Annotated in this window: 13 protein-coding genes and 1 pseudogene; 10 read left to right on the top strand and 4 right to left on the bottom strand. The window is 72.5% G+C overall.

Features of this window, described 5'->3' with window-relative positions; all coding sequences use genetic code 11:
* The first annotated feature begins 125 nt into the window (after positions 1 to 125).
* Complete coding sequence (locus tag ABZU43_RS09355; RefSeq protein WP_210780772.1) at positions 126 to 446, top strand: WhiB family transcriptional regulator; 321 nt, start codon at positions 126 to 128, stop codon at positions 444 to 446.
* 6 nt (positions 447 to 452) lie between these two features.
* Here the strand turns inward: ABZU43_RS09355 and ABZU43_RS09350 are convergent, their stop codons facing one another.
* The 3 genes and pseudogenes from ABZU43_RS09350 to ABZU43_RS09340 all read right to left on the bottom strand — a co-directional run.
* Positions 453 to 1,604, bottom strand: coding sequence for an ArsA-related P-loop ATPase (locus tag ABZU43_RS09350; RefSeq protein WP_355006003.1), 1,152 nt, complete (start codon positions 1,602 to 1,604; stop codon positions 453 to 455).
* Positions 1,605 to 1,657: 53 nt separating this feature from the next.
* Positions 1,658 to 2,635 carry an ArsA-related P-loop ATPase gene (locus ABZU43_RS09345; protein WP_355006002.1) on the bottom strand — a complete coding sequence of 326 codons (978 nt, stop codon included), beginning with the start codon at positions 2,633 to 2,635 and terminating at the stop codon, positions 1,658 to 1,660.
* 26 nt (positions 2,636 to 2,661) lie between these two features.
* Positions 2,662 to 3,150, bottom strand: a pseudogene (locus ABZU43_RS09340) (hypothetical protein); the annotation flags it as partial.
* Between the two features lie 737 nt (positions 3,151 to 3,887).
* On the opposite strand from ABZU43_RS09340, the gene ABZU43_RS09335 reads away from it, so the two are divergent.
* From ABZU43_RS09335 to ABZU43_RS09305, 7 genes are all read left to right on the top strand, one after another.
* The gene (locus ABZU43_RS09335) at positions 3,888 to 4,370 is read left to right on the top strand and encodes a hypothetical protein (protein ID WP_355006001.1); all 483 of its coding nucleotides are present in this window, start codon (positions 3,888 to 3,890) and stop codon (positions 4,368 to 4,370) included.
* 44 nt (positions 4,371 to 4,414) lie between these two features.
* Positions 4,415 to 4,570: a DUF4177 domain-containing protein gene (locus tag ABZU43_RS09330; RefSeq protein WP_007466198.1), complete on the top strand. Its 156-nt coding sequence runs from the start codon at positions 4,415 to 4,417 to the stop codon at positions 4,568 to 4,570.
* Positions 4,567 to 5,028: a RidA family protein gene (locus ABZU43_RS09325; RefSeq protein ID WP_355006000.1), complete on the top strand. Its 462-nt coding sequence runs from the start codon at positions 4,567 to 4,569 to the stop codon at positions 5,026 to 5,028. Before ABZU43_RS09330 ends, ABZU43_RS09325 begins: the two co-directional genes overlap by 4 nt.
* Positions 5,029 to 5,141: 113 nt before the next feature.
* Positions 5,142 to 5,978, top strand: a complete 837-nt coding sequence (locus tag ABZU43_RS09320; protein ID WP_355005999.1) for an MBL fold metallo-hydrolase — start codon at positions 5,142 to 5,144, stop codon at positions 5,976 to 5,978.
* A complete protein-coding gene (locus ABZU43_RS09315; RefSeq protein WP_355005998.1) occupies positions 5,975 to 9,601 on the top strand; it encodes an adenylate/guanylate cyclase domain-containing protein in 3,627 nt (1,208 codons plus the stop codon). Before ABZU43_RS09320 ends, ABZU43_RS09315 begins: the two co-directional genes overlap by 4 nt.
* A 191-nt stretch (positions 9,602 to 9,792) precedes the next feature.
* A complete protein-coding gene (locus ABZU43_RS09310) occupies positions 9,793 to 10,296 on the top strand; it encodes a hypothetical protein (protein ID WP_355005997.1) in 504 nt (167 codons plus the stop codon).
* A gap of 30 nt (positions 10,297 to 10,326) precedes the next feature.
* Positions 10,327 to 11,823: a serine/threonine-protein kinase gene (locus tag ABZU43_RS09305; protein ID WP_355005996.1), complete on the top strand. Its 1,497-nt coding sequence runs from the start codon at positions 10,327 to 10,329 to the stop codon at positions 11,821 to 11,823.
* On the opposite strand, the gene ABZU43_RS09300 is transcribed toward ABZU43_RS09305, so the two are convergent.
* On the bottom strand, positions 11,810 to 12,151 hold the full coding sequence (locus ABZU43_RS09300; protein WP_355005995.1) for a hypothetical protein: 342 nt from the start codon (positions 12,149 to 12,151) through the stop codon (positions 11,810 to 11,812). The two genes, ABZU43_RS09305 and ABZU43_RS09300, sit on opposite strands and share 14 nt — an antisense overlap.
* A 168-nt stretch (positions 12,152 to 12,319) precedes the next feature.
* On the opposite strand from ABZU43_RS09300, the gene ABZU43_RS09295 reads away from it, so the two are divergent.
* Both ABZU43_RS09295 and ABZU43_RS09290 read left to right on the top strand, forming a co-directional pair.
* Positions 12,320 to 13,261, top strand: coding sequence for a transporter substrate-binding domain-containing protein (locus tag ABZU43_RS09295; protein WP_355005994.1), 942 nt, complete (start codon positions 12,320 to 12,322; stop codon positions 13,259 to 13,261).
* Positions 13,258 to 14,463 carry a hypothetical protein gene (locus ABZU43_RS09290; protein WP_355005993.1) on the top strand — a complete coding sequence of 402 codons (1,206 nt, stop codon included), beginning with the start codon at positions 13,258 to 13,260 and terminating at the stop codon, positions 14,461 to 14,463. The genes ABZU43_RS09295 and ABZU43_RS09290 overlap by 4 nt, the downstream gene beginning before the upstream one ends.
* The last annotated feature ends 19 nt before the right edge of the window (positions 14,464 to 14,482 follow it).

Genomic DNA, 14,482 nt, shown 5'->3' with positions numbered 1-14,482 from the left:
GGGCGGCGACAGCGCCAGATGTCGTCCGCGCCGCCTTGGGGAAGGCGGGCCGGGCGATCGGGGGGAATTGCCGGCTGACGTGCATCGACGAGGTCGGTAGGTACTGCAAGGGGGGACGTGTACACATGGGCATGATCACTGACTGGCCGTCGCTGGCGGCATGTCAGAACGGGGACCCGGACGCGTTGTTCGTACAGGGCGCCGAACAGAACGTGGCGAAGCGGATCTGCCGGAGCTGCCCTGTTCGGTACGAGTGCCTGGCCGACGCCCTGGACAACCGGATCGAGTTCGGTGTGTGGGGCGGCATGACCGAACGCGAACGGCGGGCGCTGCTGCGTCGTCACCCCCAGGTGACGAGCTGGCGCAAGATGTTCGAGGCCGCGATGAAGAAGAACAGCAAGGACAAGACCGGCAAGGACAAGATTCTCGTCAGCGCGGCCAACTGACGCCGGTCACGACCGGCTGATCGCCGCGCCGATCGTCCGTAGCCCGTCGACGTCGTGCACGTCGGCGGGCTGCGCCGTGACCGAAACCGCCGGCACGGCCGGGAAGGCCTCCGTGAAGCGCGCGGCGACCTGCTGCTCGCGTACCGCCTGACGAGCCAACGCCGCGTGCGCCCGCAACACCTCGGCGGTGGCCTCATGCCCACCCAGCTGGGTCAGCCGCTCGGCGGCGACCTGGCTCTGCTCGGCGTCCAGCGCCGGGACCGCCGGGCGGTGCACCCGGTTGAGCACCAGGCCGGCCAGCGGCATCCGCTCGTCGCGCAGCCGGCCCGCGAAGTAGGCGGCCTCCCGGACCGCGTCCGGCTCCGGCGTCGCGACCAGCAGAAAGGCCGTCTCCCCAGCCTGGAGGATGCGGTACGTCTGCTCGGCGCGCTGCCGGAAACCACCGAACATCGAATCAAGTGCCGCCACGAAGCCGGACAGGTCGGTGAGCAGCTGCGCGCCGAGCACCTTCTGCACCACCTTCGAGAACATCCCGAACGAGGCCGTGACCAGGCTGAACATGCTCCGTCCGCCGCTGCGTGCCGGGGCCAGCAGCAGTCGCAGCATCCGGCCGTCGAGGAAACGGGAGAGCCGAGCCGGCGCATCCAGGAAGTCCAGTGCCGAGCGGGACGGCGGAGTGTCCACCACGATCAGGTCCCACTCGCCCCGGGCGTGCAACTGACCCAGCTTCTCCATCGCCATGTATTCCTGCGTGCCGGCGAAGGTCGAGCTCATCGCCTGGTAGAACGGGTTCGCGAAGATCTCCGCGGCCTTCGTCGGGTCGGTGTGCTGCAACACCACGTCGTCGAAGGTGCGCTTCATGTCCAGCATCATGGCGTGCAACTCGCCGCCGCTGCTCTCGACGTCGATCCCCTTGACCTGGCGAGGGGTGTTGTCCAGCTCGGTCAGGCCCAGCGACTGGGCCAGCCGGCGGGCCGGGTCGATGGTGAGCACCACAGTGCGTCGGCCGTGGTGCTCGGCGGCCCGCAGCGCCAGCGCCGCGGCCGTGGTCGTCTTTCCCACTCCGCCGGCACCGCAGCACACGACGATCCGCACGCCTGGGTCGGCGAGGATCTGGTCGACGTCCAGCTGCGGCGCCGCGTCTTCGGAAGGCACCAATCGAGCGTATCGGGCCGGTGGGTCCGCGCGCCCGTGCTGCGCTCAGGTGTGAGTCATTCGGCGCGGACGAGGGCCTGGGCCAGCGTCGAGAGCCCCGCCCGATCCACCCCGTCGGGCAGCAACGGCAGCTCGATCATCGGCAGCCCCAACTCCACCAGGTCGGCGCGGAGCGAATCTTCCAGTTCGCGCCGGATGAGCTGGTCGCGCGCCTCATCGTGCAACCCGGCCACGGTGTCCCGATCGGCCGGCAGCCCGGCGGCGACCAGCCCGCGCTTCAACTCGGCGGCGGTGACCGCCGCTCCGGCGGGCAGCGGCGGTCGGACTCCGTTGACGAGCACCTTCCCGACGCCGAAGCCGAGGGCGGTCAGGTCGGCGATCGCGTCGACCGTCTCCTGGATCGGCATCTCCTCCAGCAGCGTGACCACGTGCACCGCTGTCATCGGGGACCGCAGCAACGCGGCGACCCCCTCGCTCTGGGTCTTGATCGGGCCCACCTTGGCCAGCCGGGCCGTCTCCGCCGTCACGTTGAGGAACCGGCCGATCCGCCCGGTCGGCGGGGCGTCCAGCACCACCGCGTCGTACGCGCGCCGCTGCCCGGTCTTGCGGGTGGTGGCCTCCTTCACCTTGCCGGTGAGGAGGACGTCCCGCAGGCCGGGCGCGATGGTGGTGGCGAAGTCGATGGCGCCGAGCTTGCGCAGTGCCCGGCCCGCCGCGCCCAGTTTGTAGAACATGTCCAGGTACTCGAGCAACGCCTCCTCGGCGTCCACGGCGAGCGCGCGCACCTCACCGCCGTCCGGCGCGTCGGCGAGGTGCCGTTCCTCGTAGGGCAGCGGCTCGATGCCGAACAGTTGGGCGATGCCCTGCCGCCCCTCGACCTCGACCAGCAGGGTGCGCCGGCCGCCGGCGGCGAGCGCCATGGCCAGCGCCGCCGCCACGCTGGTCTTACCGGTGCCGCCCTTGCCGGTCACCACGTGGAGACGGGCGGGCCACCCGGTACCGGCCGGGTCGATCGGACGCTCAGCTGCACACACCCGTCGAGCCTATCCAGGCCGGGCGGTCAGGCGACCTCGCAGACCCACCAACCCGTCTTCTGCACCACAGTGAAGCGCAACTCCTGGTCGGCCACCTTCTCGTCGGCGGTGGTCATGGTGAGCCGGGTGGAGACGGTGGCCCGTTCCCCGGTCTGGTTGTCCACCTTCGGGGTGGTCCACCGGAAGCGCGGGTTCTGGTAGGTGGAGGCGTACTTCTCCACCTCGGCCACCTTGGCGGCGATCTTGTCGTCGTCGCGGGAAGCGGCGCAGACGTGACCGGCCGCCTTGGTCGCGTCGCGATCCTTGTAGACCGCGGTGAGGAACTCGTCGACGGCGACCGCCGGCTCCTTGGCGCCCTCGCCGGTCTCGGCATCGCGCAGGGTCAGGAAGGCCACCACGCCACCCCCGACGCAGAGCACCATGATCACGACCAGGGCGATCGCCGCGATCAGCAGACCGCGCTTCTTCTTCGGCGCGGGCGTGCCCTGGTAGGGCGGATAGGCCGGCGGGGCCGGGGGGATCGACGAGGAGTTCGGGGCACCCGGCTGCGTCGGTGCGGCCGCCGAGGTGGGGCCGCCAGGCCCGTCCGGCTGCCCGGCGCCGCCGAGTTGCCCGGGGAAGGCCGGCTGGCTGGGGCCGCTGGGTTGTCCGGGGAAGGCCGGCTGCCCGGGGAAGGCCGGCTGCCCGGTGCCGCTGGGCTGCCCGGGGAAGGCTGGTGAGGTGGGGGCGGCGGGGAGTGCCGGCTGGGCGGGGGAGGCGGGGAGAGCGAGCTGCCCGGGCGGCGGCGCGGGGCTCGGCTGGCTGGGGATGGTCGGTGCGCCGGGCTGACCGGCGGGATCCGGGTGGGCCGGCGGGTGAGCGGGTGTGCCGGCCTGGTCGCCGCTGGGCGGGTGGGTCATGTCGTTCCCCCAGGGGTGCGGCGCCCGCCGCCACCCCTGGCGCCGAGCGTGATCGAGCGGGCGGCCGGGCGCTGCGCGACCGTCCGACCGGAAGGGTAGCGGTCGATGACGGGATCGGTGTCGCCCCTGCCTGTCGAGCGGGCCGGCGATCCGGTGAGCGGTACCCGCGCCGGTTTCGGTGTCGGGCCTCCGACCTGCGGTGTGTCGCATATGTGACTGTTGATGACCTCTTGTGCGCGTCCTGTTGGCGGGACCGCGGCCACAGACCTACCTTCGTCCCCGTGCGGGGGCCGGAACGGACGAATGGGTCCGGGCCGGAAGCATGGTCCGAGAGGTACGACCGGAGGCAGTGCATGCGCGACGCGGACAACATCCCTCGCACCCAGTTCCCGACGAACGAGCGGCCCCGCCGGCTCGGGTCCGTGGTCGAGGCCGGCGGGCAGGTCACCAACCAGCCGATCAACGAACGGTCGTACCGCCGGATGCCGGAGCAGGCGGAGACGGCCCGGGTGCCGAGCCAGCCCGCCGAGCGGACCCGCGAGGACGACGAGCCGGGCTTCGTAATCCACCTGCCGATCCGGGTGCCGAATCTGGCGGCGGCGACAGTGCTGGCCGGCCGGGTCGCGGTGTCCCTTGGCTTCCTGCCCGAGTTGGACGCCGGCGAGACCACCGTCTCCAACGCCGACGATCAGAACAACCGGCACCGGGTCTTCTGCGACCTGCTGCTGCCCGACCGGTCCCGCTGCCCCCAGGGGTACGAGCACGAAGGGTGCTGCGGGGAGCTGCCGGCCGCGCCGGAGCAGCGTCCCGTACCTCGTCCGGCCAGCGGACCGTAGGCTGTCCCTCGAACAATTCCGCACCGAGAGGGAGCCCTTCAGCGATGCAGAAGTGGGAATACTCCACGGTCCCGCTGCTGGTCCACGCGACCAAGCAGATCCTCGACAACTGGGGCGAGGACGGGTGGGAGCTCGTCGCCGTGGTCCCCGGCCCGAACCCGGACCAGCTGGTCGCCTACCTGAAGCGGCCCAAGGCGTGAGCAACGGTCCGCACGCGAAGCTCGCCGAGCTGGGTCTCGAACTGCCCGAGGTCGTGCCGCCGGTAGCCAGTTACGTCCCGGCCGTGCAGTCCGGGCAGCACGTGTACGTTTCCGGCCAGTTGCCGATGGCCGAGGGCAAGTTGCTGGCGACCGGCAAGGTCGGCGCCGGGATCTCCGCCGAGCAGGCGAAGGATCTGGCCCAGCGGTGCGGGCTCAACGCGCTGGCCGCTGTCGACTCGCTGGTCGGCCTGGAGAACGTGGTCAAGGTGGTCAAGGTGACCGGGTTCGTGGCCTCCGCGCCCGGCTTCACCGGTCAGCCCGCCGTGATCAACGGTGCCTCGGATCTGTTCGGCACCGTCTTCGGGGAGGCCGGCCGGCACGCGCGCAGCGCGGTGGGCGTGGCCGAGTTGCCCCTGGACGCCCCGGTGGAGATCGAGCTGATCGTCGAGGTCGCCTGAGCTAACCGCGATCTTGCACTTGCTGTCGTGACGAAAGCCGTGAAGAGGCATAAATCAGCAGCAGCAAGTGCAAGATCGCGGGGTGTGGCGAGCGGGGTCGTACGATCGCAGCCATGAGCGGGCACGTGACGGGGGCGGTGGCGGCGCTTGCCGACGAGTTGCCCCGCTGGGTTTCACTGCTGCGTGCGCCGAACCCGGGGCCGATGACCCTCGACGGCACCAACACCTGGGTGCTGCGCGCCCCGGCGGCCGAGTCCGGCATCGTTGTCGACCCGGGGCCGGCGGACGAGGGGCACCTGACCCGGATCGCCGAGCACGGCCCTGTCGGGCTGATCCTGATCACCCACGGCCACCCCGACCACACCGAGGGCGCGGCCCGGCTGAGTGAGCTGCTCGGCGGCGTGCACGTGCTCGCCGCCGACCCGGCGCACACCATCGGTGGTGAGTCGCTGACCGAGCCGGGCGAGCACTTCGGCGGCTTCGGTCTGCACATCAGGCTGTTGCAGACGCCAGGGCACACCGCCGACTCGGTCTGCTTCCTGGTCGAGCACGGCGACGAGCGGGTGGTGCTCACCGGTGACACCATCCTCGGCCGGGGCACCACCGTGGTCGCCCATCCCGACGGTCACCTCGGTGACTATCTGAGCAGCCTGGGGCTGCTGTCCGCGTACCGGGGAATCCCGGCGCTGCCGGGACACGGCCCGGCGCTGGCCGACTGCGCCGCCGCCGCCGACTTCTACCTCGCGCACCGCCGGGCCCGGCTCGACCAGGTCCGGGCGGCGGTCGCCGCCGGCGCCCACACCCCCGCTGACGTGGTGGCGACGGTCTACGCGGACGTGGACCGCTCACTCTGGTGGGCGGCCGAATGGTCGGTCCGGGCCCAGTTGGAGTATCTGGGCGTCGACGCCGGGGAATCCGCGCCCGGGGTCAGTGGGTTGGAGCACATGTGACCTGCCCCGTGTGTGGAACCGTTGCCGTTCCCGGCGCGCGGTTCTGCCACAACTGTGGCGCCGCGCTGCCGGCCGCCGCCACGTTGCCGGCGGCCGAGCGCCGGGTGGTGACAGTGCTCTTCGGCGACCTCTCCGAGTTCACCTCCTGGTCGGAGGATCTCGACCCGGAACGCGTCGGCGCCGTCACCGACCGGGTGCTCGCCGCGCTCGCCGGTGCCGTGAAGACGTTCGGCGGGCACGTCGACAAGCTGACCGGTGACGGCATCATGGCGGTCTTCGGTGCCCCGGTGGCGCACGAGGACGACGCCGAACGCGCCGTCCGGGCCGCCCTGTCCATGCAACGGGCCGTCCGCCGGGTGCTCGACGACGAGCGGGGCGGCGGCGCGCCGCTCGGGCTGCGGGTCGGGTTGAACACCGGCGACGTCATCGCGGGAATCCAGGCCGCGATCGAATACACGGTCATCGGCGACACCGTGAACACAGCGGCCCGGCTCGCCGACGCCGCCGCCGTCGGGGCCGTCTACGCCGGTGGACGCACCGCTGCGGCCACCAGGCACGTCTCCTCCTGGCGGGCGCTGCGCCCGCTGCGGCTCAAGGGCAAGCGTGAGCCGGTCGAGGCGTACGAGCTGCTGGGTCTGCTGGACGCGCCGGGAACCCGCTCGGGGCTCGGCGACGAGGCGCCGTACGTCGGCCGGGAGACGGAGGTCGGCCGGGTCGCCGGCCGGCTCGCCGAGGTGATCGACCAGGGCGACCCGCGGGTGCTGTTGATGACCGCCGAGGCGGGCATCGGCAAGTCCCGGTTCGCCGCCGAGGTGGAACGCCTCGCCGCCGGCTACGACGTCGGTGCCGGTCGGTACGCGGCGCACACCGGGGCCCGGGTGCTCTCGGTGCGCTGTGCGGCGTTCGGGGAGCGGCGACGGCTCGCGCCCCTGGCCGATCTGGTGCGGGCCGCCGTCGGTCTGCCCAGCGACGCGTCCACCGCGTTGACCCGCCCGGCGGTCGAGGAGCGGCTGCGCCGGCTCGGGCAGCGGCTCGCCCGCTCCGGTGCGGAGACACCGCCGATCGCCACGGAGCAGCTGCTGGCCCTGCTCGGCTACGCCGAACTCCCGGCGCACACCGGCGGCGACAGCGGCGAGTGGGGCGGCTCGGGCACTCCGGCCGCAGACGCCGAGGTGGTGCCGAACGCGGTCGCCGACCTGCTCAGTGGGCTCGCCTCGGAGGCGCCGCTGGTGATCGTGGTGGACGACCTGCACGATGCCACCGCCGAGACGATCAAGGTCCTCGGGTTGACCCTGTCCAAGCTCACCGGCCCGGTGCTGGTGCTGCTGCTCGGCCGCCCCGAGTTGGTGCGTACCGCTGGGGCGCTGACCCGGGTCGCGGACGCCGAGGTGCACTCGCTGCCGCCGCTGCGCGGTGCCGACGCGGCCCGGCTGCTGACGAGTTACCTCAGCGGCGGCAAGCTGCCGCAGGCCGACACCGACCGGTTGCTCGCCACCGCGCAGGGCAATCCGTTCTACCTGGCTGAGCTGGTCACCCTGCTTATCGAACGGGGCGCGCTGACCACGGAATCTGTCCGTGCCGCCGCTGATCGGCCAGGCTCCGGCGATCGGGACCAGAGTGGGGCGAACGGCTGGCGGTTGGTGCCGGGGTCGCTGGGCAGCCGGCTGCTCTCCCGGGACCTCGCCGCCGTGCTCGCGGCCCGGATCGACGCGTTGCCGCCGGACGCCCGGTCGGTGCTTCGCGACGCGGCGGTCACCGGCGACACGGTGCCGACCGGCGCGCTGGAGGCGATGCGGGAGCTGCGCGGTGGCCGCGACGGCAGGCCGTCGGCCGTGGTCGCCGTCGAGCTCGACCGAGCGGTCGAGGAGTTGCTGCAACGCCGCATGCTGCACCGTTCTCGTACCGGCTACTCGTTCGCGACGCCGCTCATGCGGGAGGCCGCGTACGCCGGGGTGAGCAAGGCCGAGTTGGCCGAGCGGCACGCCGCGCTGGCCCGGTGGGCGGCGCCGGCGGATGAGGCCACCGTCAGCACTGTGGGCGGGTTCACCGACGAGGCCCGGGACGACTTCGTGGCGATGCACGTCGAGCGGGCCGCCACGCTCGCTGACGCGGTGAAGCTGCGCCCGGACGCGCCGGCCCGTGCGGTTGTTCCGCTCGGCGTGGCCGCGCTCGGACGCGCCGCCCGCCGGTCGATCGCCGCCGGTGAGCCGGCCATGGCCGTCGAGTACGCCGAGCGCGCCACCGAACTGGCCCGCGACGGGGTGCCGGCAGCCGACCGGGTGGTGCACGCGCGGGCGTTGCTCCAGGTCGGCCGGGTCTCCGACGCGTTGGCGTACGCCGAGAAGATTGCCGCGAACGCGGGGGACGAGGTCACCCGGGTCAGTGCTCTCCTGCTGGCGGGGCAGGCCCAGGAGACCCTCGGCGATCAGGGCCGGGCGGTGACCGCCTGGCAGGAGGCGTTGCAGGTGGCCACCGAAGGCCGACTGCCCACGCAGCGCGCCACGGCGATGCGCCGGCTCGGCATGGCCGACTTCGTGGCGGGGCGGCTGAGTCAGGCGAGCAGTCGGTTGGCGGCCGCGTACCAGGTCAGCCTCGGTGCCCAGGACCGACGCGGGCAGGCGTGGTCCCTGCAGAACCTGGCCTGGGTGACCACCACCCGGGGTGACTTCGCCGGGACCGACGCGGTGCTCGGCCGCGCCGCCCGACTCTTCGCCGAGCTGAAGGACCCGTACGGGCGGGCCTGGCTGCGCGGCACCACGGCGTTCGCCCGGCTGCTCGCCGGCCGGCTGCGCGAGGCGTGTCGGATGGCGCAGGTGTTCCTGCCGTTCGGCGAGCGGGTCGGTGAGGCGTGGGCCGTGGGCACGTTGCGGGCGGTGGCGGCGTTCGCCACTGCCGAGCTGGGGGACCTGGCCGAGGCGGACCGGGAGGCGCGGCGGGCGTACCGGGAGTTCGCCGCGGCGTCCGACGACTGGGGGCGCGGGTTCGCCCTGGTGGTCCGGGCGGTGGTGGCGCGCGGCCTGGGCGAGCCGGAGCACGCGGCGGACCTGCTCACCGACGCCCTGGCGTACGCGGAGCGAACCTCGCATCCGCTGCTCACCGGAATGGCCGGCACGCTGCGCGGCTTCGTCGCGTTGGACATGGGCGACTGCGAGACGGCCGAGCGGGTTGCCCGCGCGGTGCTGATGGCTGTCGAGCCGCACAACCCGCAGGCCCCGGCGCAGGTGGCGCCCCGGGTGTTGCTGGCGACGGCCCGTCTCGCCGCCGGCGACTCGGCGACAGCGGTCGGGCTGCTCGCCCCGGTGGCCACGGCCGCCGCGAACGCACCCTCGCTGCTGTTCTCCCGCCGTCAGACGATGGCTCAGTACGCTGCGGCGCTACTCGCTCACGGTCAGCGGGAGCAGGCGTTGGACTGGGCTCGTCGAGCGGTCACCGCGCCGGCCGAGGACGTGCGCAGCCAGGTGATCGCGGCGAGTGTGCTGGCCGAGGCGTTGGCTGCCTGCGGTCGTCCGGCGGAGGCGCTGTCCTGCGCGCAGGAGGCGGTCCGCCTGGCGTACGCCACCGAGCAGCGCAGCGAACGAGCCGCAGCCGACGCCCTGCATACCCGCCTGTCCGCCCTGGTCTGACCTACTGTTGATCAAGAGGTTTCGGTCAGAGTCCGGCCCGCCGGTGACCCGAAGCTCTCGATCAACGCGACCCTGGGGGGTGCCGGGTTCTGCCGGTTCTGGGGATGTGGTGGTCGGGGGGAGCGGCTAGCGTGTCACCACCGCGTACGGGTCCACAGTGGTGACCCTCGCCGTGCCTGGGGAGGCCCTTCATGAAGCTGCCGCGATCCATCGCGGGCTGGACCATCGCGGTCTTCGGCGTGTTGGCGCTGGTGATGGGCGCGGTCGGGCTGCTCTGGCCGGAGGCGCAGCTGCGCATGCTCGGGTTCGAGGTGCCAGCGACGCGGGCCGTCGGTGATCACACCGGGACGTTCCTGCTGGCGTCCTCGATGGCGGCCTTCAACATGGGCGTCTACTACCTGCTGGCCACGGTGACCGAGTGGCGGGCGTTCTACCGGTTCACTGTGGTCTTCCGGCTGGTCACGTTCACCGTGTTCACCATCGCGGTGCTGGCCGACATAGCTCCCGACCGGTTCTTCGGGGTGGCGGCGTGGGAAGGGCTGGGCGCCGTGGCCACCGCCGTCGGCCTGCGTCTGGACGCCCGGCGGGGCATCCCGGCCGGCGGGGTCGGATCGTCCGAGGGTGCCGGGACGACTGCGGTCGCCGAGGAGGGTACCGGTCCCGCCGGTGCGGCTCCGGCGGACGCGGTGCGCTGAGCCATCGGTCGGGTTGGGTATTTTCGAGCGGTGACCGACACCCCGACCGGCGGCGTGCCAGTGCCGATCGTGCCCGGCCTGACTGATTTGCGGGTCTTTGCCCGGGGCGGGTACGCTACCGTCTACCGGGCCACTCAGATCTCCGTGGGTCGCGAGGTCGCCGTCAAAGTGGAGAACCGGACGCTGGACAGCGAGCGCGATCAGGCCCGCTTCCTGCGCGAGGCGCGGGCGGCCGGTCGGATGTCGTCCCACCCGCACGTGGTGGACCTCTTCGACGTGGGGGTCACAGTCGATCAGCACCCCTACCTGATCATGGAGCTCTGCGACGGCTCGTACGCCGAACGGATGCGCACCTCACCGCTCGGCCCGGTGGAGGCCCGTGACCTCGGCATCAAGATCGCGGACGCGCTGGCCCACTCGCACGCCGCCGGGGTGCTGCACCGGGACGTGAAACCGGCGAACATCCTCCACTCGCACTTCAACTCGGCGGTGCTCGCCGACTTCGGGCTCGCCGTCCTCGCCGAGCACCGGGACGCCTCGGTCACCCTGGAGGTGCTCACCCCGGCGTACGCGCCGCCGGAGATGTTCAGCCACAGCCCGCCGTCCCCGGCCGTCGACGTGTACGCGCTCTGCGCCACCCTCTACGCGGTGATGCACGGCCGACCGCCGCGCTGGCAGTCCGAGCGCAACCCGAGCCTGGTCACCGTGCTGGAGATGTTCAACCAGCCGCTCCCCGCGCTGCCCGGAGTGCCGGACGAGCTGATCGACGTGCTGCGCGTAGGCATGGCCAACGATCCGGGCGAGCGTCCCTCCGCCCTGGAGTTGCACGACCTGCTCAACAACCTCCCACTCGGCTCGCCGGCGGCACCCGTCAGCGGCGCTCCGGTCAGCGGTGCCGCGACGCTCTCCGGCCCGTACGCGGCCAACCAGCCGGTGCCCCGATCGCCCATCGAGGACACCCAGCGGGCGGGCCCCACCGGTCGGCGTTGGCGGCGCTGGCTCTTCGGCGGCGCCGGGGTGCTCGCGCTCGCCGCCTCCGCGACCGCCGGTGCCTGGGTCGCTGACCGGGCACCGCCACCCACCCCGTACCCGTCGGCCACCCAGATCGCCGCACCGGCGACCGGGCCGCTGCCCGGCTGCTCCACCGGCACCGGTGCGCCCACCGCCCTGCCAGAGGGTGCCCGGTGTCTGCCCGAGCTGGAGTGCTTCGGCCCGATGCGGATCCGCGGCAGCCGCGCCGAGGCGGCTCGGCTGTCCTGCGCCGGCCGACACACCTGGGAGACGTACGCCGAGGGCATCCTGCCGGTGTCGCTGGTCGGCGCCGACTACGACGAGGTGACCGCCGCTGAGCCGGTGCGGCAGGTGTGCAGCGCCACGACGTTCCGGTTGACCACCGGGATCGGCGAGGCGACCGGCTGGCACCTGGAGGTGCTACCGCCGATCGACGGCAGCATCGACCGGACCTACCGGTGTCTGGCGGGGCGCGGCGTGGACGGGCTCACCGCACCCACGCTCACCGGCCGCTGAGCCCGTTCGACCCGCGTCGGCGGTCACGCACCGCACGCAACGCGTCCCTGGGGTCGAGGGCATCGAGGGTGTCCGCGTCGATCCCGTACGGCATCAGCTCGGGCGGCCCGAAGGCTGCCGACCGGTCCGCCGGCTCCGGATCGTCGACCTGACGGGCGGCCGAGACCGCGACCCCGGCGACCATGGTCATTAGCACGCAGAGCAGCGCGAGAACCACGCCGAGGAGGTCCTGTCGGCGCCACACGACCAGCATGACCAGCGGCGCAAGGGCTCCCAGCGCCGCGAGCACCGCCACCGTGCGCGCATCGGGTCTGGACAATCGGCTCACGTGTCAAGCATGTCGCGACCTGGCCGGCTGTCAACCGCAGAGCCGACCTCCGCGCCGATCGACGTCGATCCGAGCCGTCCACTGGACAGGGTCCACCGCGCGCACACGGATTGGACAAGAGCCGCTACTCTCGGTGTTCCGCAGGCCCTTCCGGTAGCGAGGTCGCCCATGAACTCAGGCAGTTCGCAGTCTCGGCTCCGCCCGATCGCGTCGACGCTGGCGGTCGCTCTCACTCTCGTGCTCGCCGCAGCGGCCGGTTGCGACAGCCGGAAGGAGCCAGACCTGCCCTCCGTGCAGGAGAAGATGCGCGAGACGCACATCTACGGTCAGTCGAAGCTGCGGATCGGTGTCGCCACCAACGAGCCGCTGATGGGTGAGTTGCGAAACGGCCAGCACGTCGGGTTCGACGTCGAGATCGCCCGGTACATCGCGGCCTCCCTCGGCTATGAGGGGGACCAGCGGCTGGAGTTCGTCTCGGTCGCGACCGAGGACCGGATCCCGTCGCTGCAAGGTGGCACCGTCGACCTGGTGGTGTCCAGCTTCTCCATGACGGAGGACCGTAAGCAGCTGGTCAGCTTCGCCGGGCCGTACTTCGTCACCACGCAGGAGGTGATGGTGCCGATCCGACTCAAGGACAGGATCCGCACCATCGAGGATCTGCGCGACCCGGCGTACAAGGTCTGCACCAGCGGCGGCTCCACCACCGAGGCCGAGTTGGAGAAGCACCAGGTCAAGACGTTCGTGGTCAAGGACGTCGGCGACTGCGTCGACGGCATCCGGAAGGGGCGGTACGACGCGGTCAGCTCCGACGAGTCGATCCTCGCCGGTTTCCTGGCCAGCTTCCCCAAGGAGTTCGAGATCGTGGACATGCCGTTCGGCACCAGCGAGTTGCTGGGCATCGGCGTGCCGATCGGTGATCCCGCGCTGCGCGACCTGGTCGCGTTCTTCCTGCAGAAGAGCTACGTGCAGGGCCGCGACGGAGATGCCAGCCCCTGGCAGACCGCGTACAACCGGACCCTGGGCCCCTGGCTGAAGGCTGAGAAGCGCCAGCCGCAGCCGCTGGAGGTGCCGAAGCTGGTCGACTTCGACGACAAGGCGCCCGCGAAGTGAGCGCGGCGCCGACCGCCACCGGCGGCGACGGGCCGGTCCCGCCGCCCCGCACGTCAGTGCCCGGCGGCGACGCGTCGCCGATCGACGGTACGGCCACAGCGCCGCCGGCCGTGGATCGTCCGGTCGGCGCGGAAGGTGACGTTGCCTGGCCGGCCGCGGTGCCGGTCGCCGAACCTGCCGAGCCGGTCGTCGCCGCGGTTGAGCCGGGGCGGGTCCGCTGGGATCCGGCGGAGCGGCGTGCCCGCGCCAGCCAGTCGTTCTGGACGGCGGTGGTGGGCGTGCCGGCGATCTTCTCGGTGCTCCGCCTCGGCGTGGAGGCCGGCGGGGAGCTCCAGACCACGCTGCTGCTGGTGGCCAACGTCGGGCCGGTGAACCTGCTCGCCGGTTTCCTGACCACGGCGGCGCGGCTGCTCTCCACCGGGCTGGTCGCCGTCTTCGCGCTCGGCGCGGTACTGGCCGTCAGCGCGGACCGGCTTCCGCCCGGCACCCGTCGCCGTCCGCTCTTCGCCCGCTGGGCCGACATCACCCCGGCCTGGGTGGTGCTGGCCAGCTTCCTGCTCGCGCTGATCACCTGGCCGTTGCTCTATCTGCCGTTGCTGCTGCCGGCGTTCGTGGCCGCGTTCCAACTGAGCCCGGCGCGGCTGCACGAGCGGGTCGCGCCTCGGTTGCTGCTGATCGGCGCGCTGCTCGCCGGGTACGGCTGGCTGATGCTGCCCACGATGCGCGACGCGATGCGGCAGGGCGACGAGTGGCTGGTGCTGGCGCTCATCGTGGTGCCCCCGCTGCTCGCGCTCTTCGTCGCGGGGCCGCTGCCGGGCCTGGTGATCCGGCCGCTGGCGTCGGTGACCGAGGTGGCGGTGCTCGCCACCCTGGTCTGGGCGGCGGTGCCGGTGATCACCACACCGGTGCTGCCGCTCACCGTCACCACGGTGGGCGCGGAGAGTGGGCCCACCGAGGACGTTCGCGGGCACGTGATCACCACCGACGACGTCAACATGGTGATCCTTCAGGAACGGGGCGGGGTCCGGTATGTTCCGGTCGGTCTGGTCCGTGCCCAGGTGCTCTGCCCGAGCGAAGAGGAGCTGCCCCGCCACCAACTGCGCATTCACGACTTCCACGTCGAGGATTCGCTGTTGGAGGGCATGGGTCGGCGGGTCCGCCCGGTCCACCGCATCGACGCCGCTTGCCGTACCCCGGCCTGAACCCCGCCCCGCCCGCCCA

It is taken from the genome of Micromonospora sp. NPDC005205 (genome assembly GCF_040608275.1).
Classification (GTDB): Bacteria; Actinomycetota; Actinomycetes; order Mycobacteriales; family Micromonosporaceae; genus Micromonospora.
Note: the sequence above shows the minus strand (reverse complement) of the source record. Positions and strands in the feature narration are given on the sequence as shown.

What these genes read in the sequence shown, in the direction of transcription:
- ABZU43_RS09355 (WP_210780772.1), top strand. Translation starts at nt 126, where the DNA reads ATGGGCATGATCACTGACTGGCCGTCGCTGGCGGCATGTCAGAACGGG.
- ABZU43_RS09335 (WP_355006001.1), top strand. Translation starts at nt 3,888, where the DNA reads ATGCGCGACGCGGACAACATCCCTCGCACCCAGTTCCCGACGAACGAG.
- ABZU43_RS09330 (WP_007466198.1), top strand. Translation starts at nt 4,415, where the DNA reads ATGCAGAAGTGGGAATACTCCACGGTCCCGCTGCTGGTCCACGCGACC.
- ABZU43_RS09320 (WP_355005999.1), top strand. Translation starts at nt 5,142, where the DNA reads ATGAGCGGGCACGTGACGGGGGCGGTGGCGGCGCTTGCCGACGAGTTG.
- ABZU43_RS09310 (WP_355005997.1), top strand. Translation starts at nt 9,793, where the DNA reads ATGAAGCTGCCGCGATCCATCGCGGGCTGGACCATCGCGGTCTTCGGC.
- ABZU43_RS09295 (WP_355005994.1), top strand. Translation starts at nt 12,320, where the DNA reads ATGAACTCAGGCAGTTCGCAGTCTCGGCTCCGCCCGATCGCGTCGACG.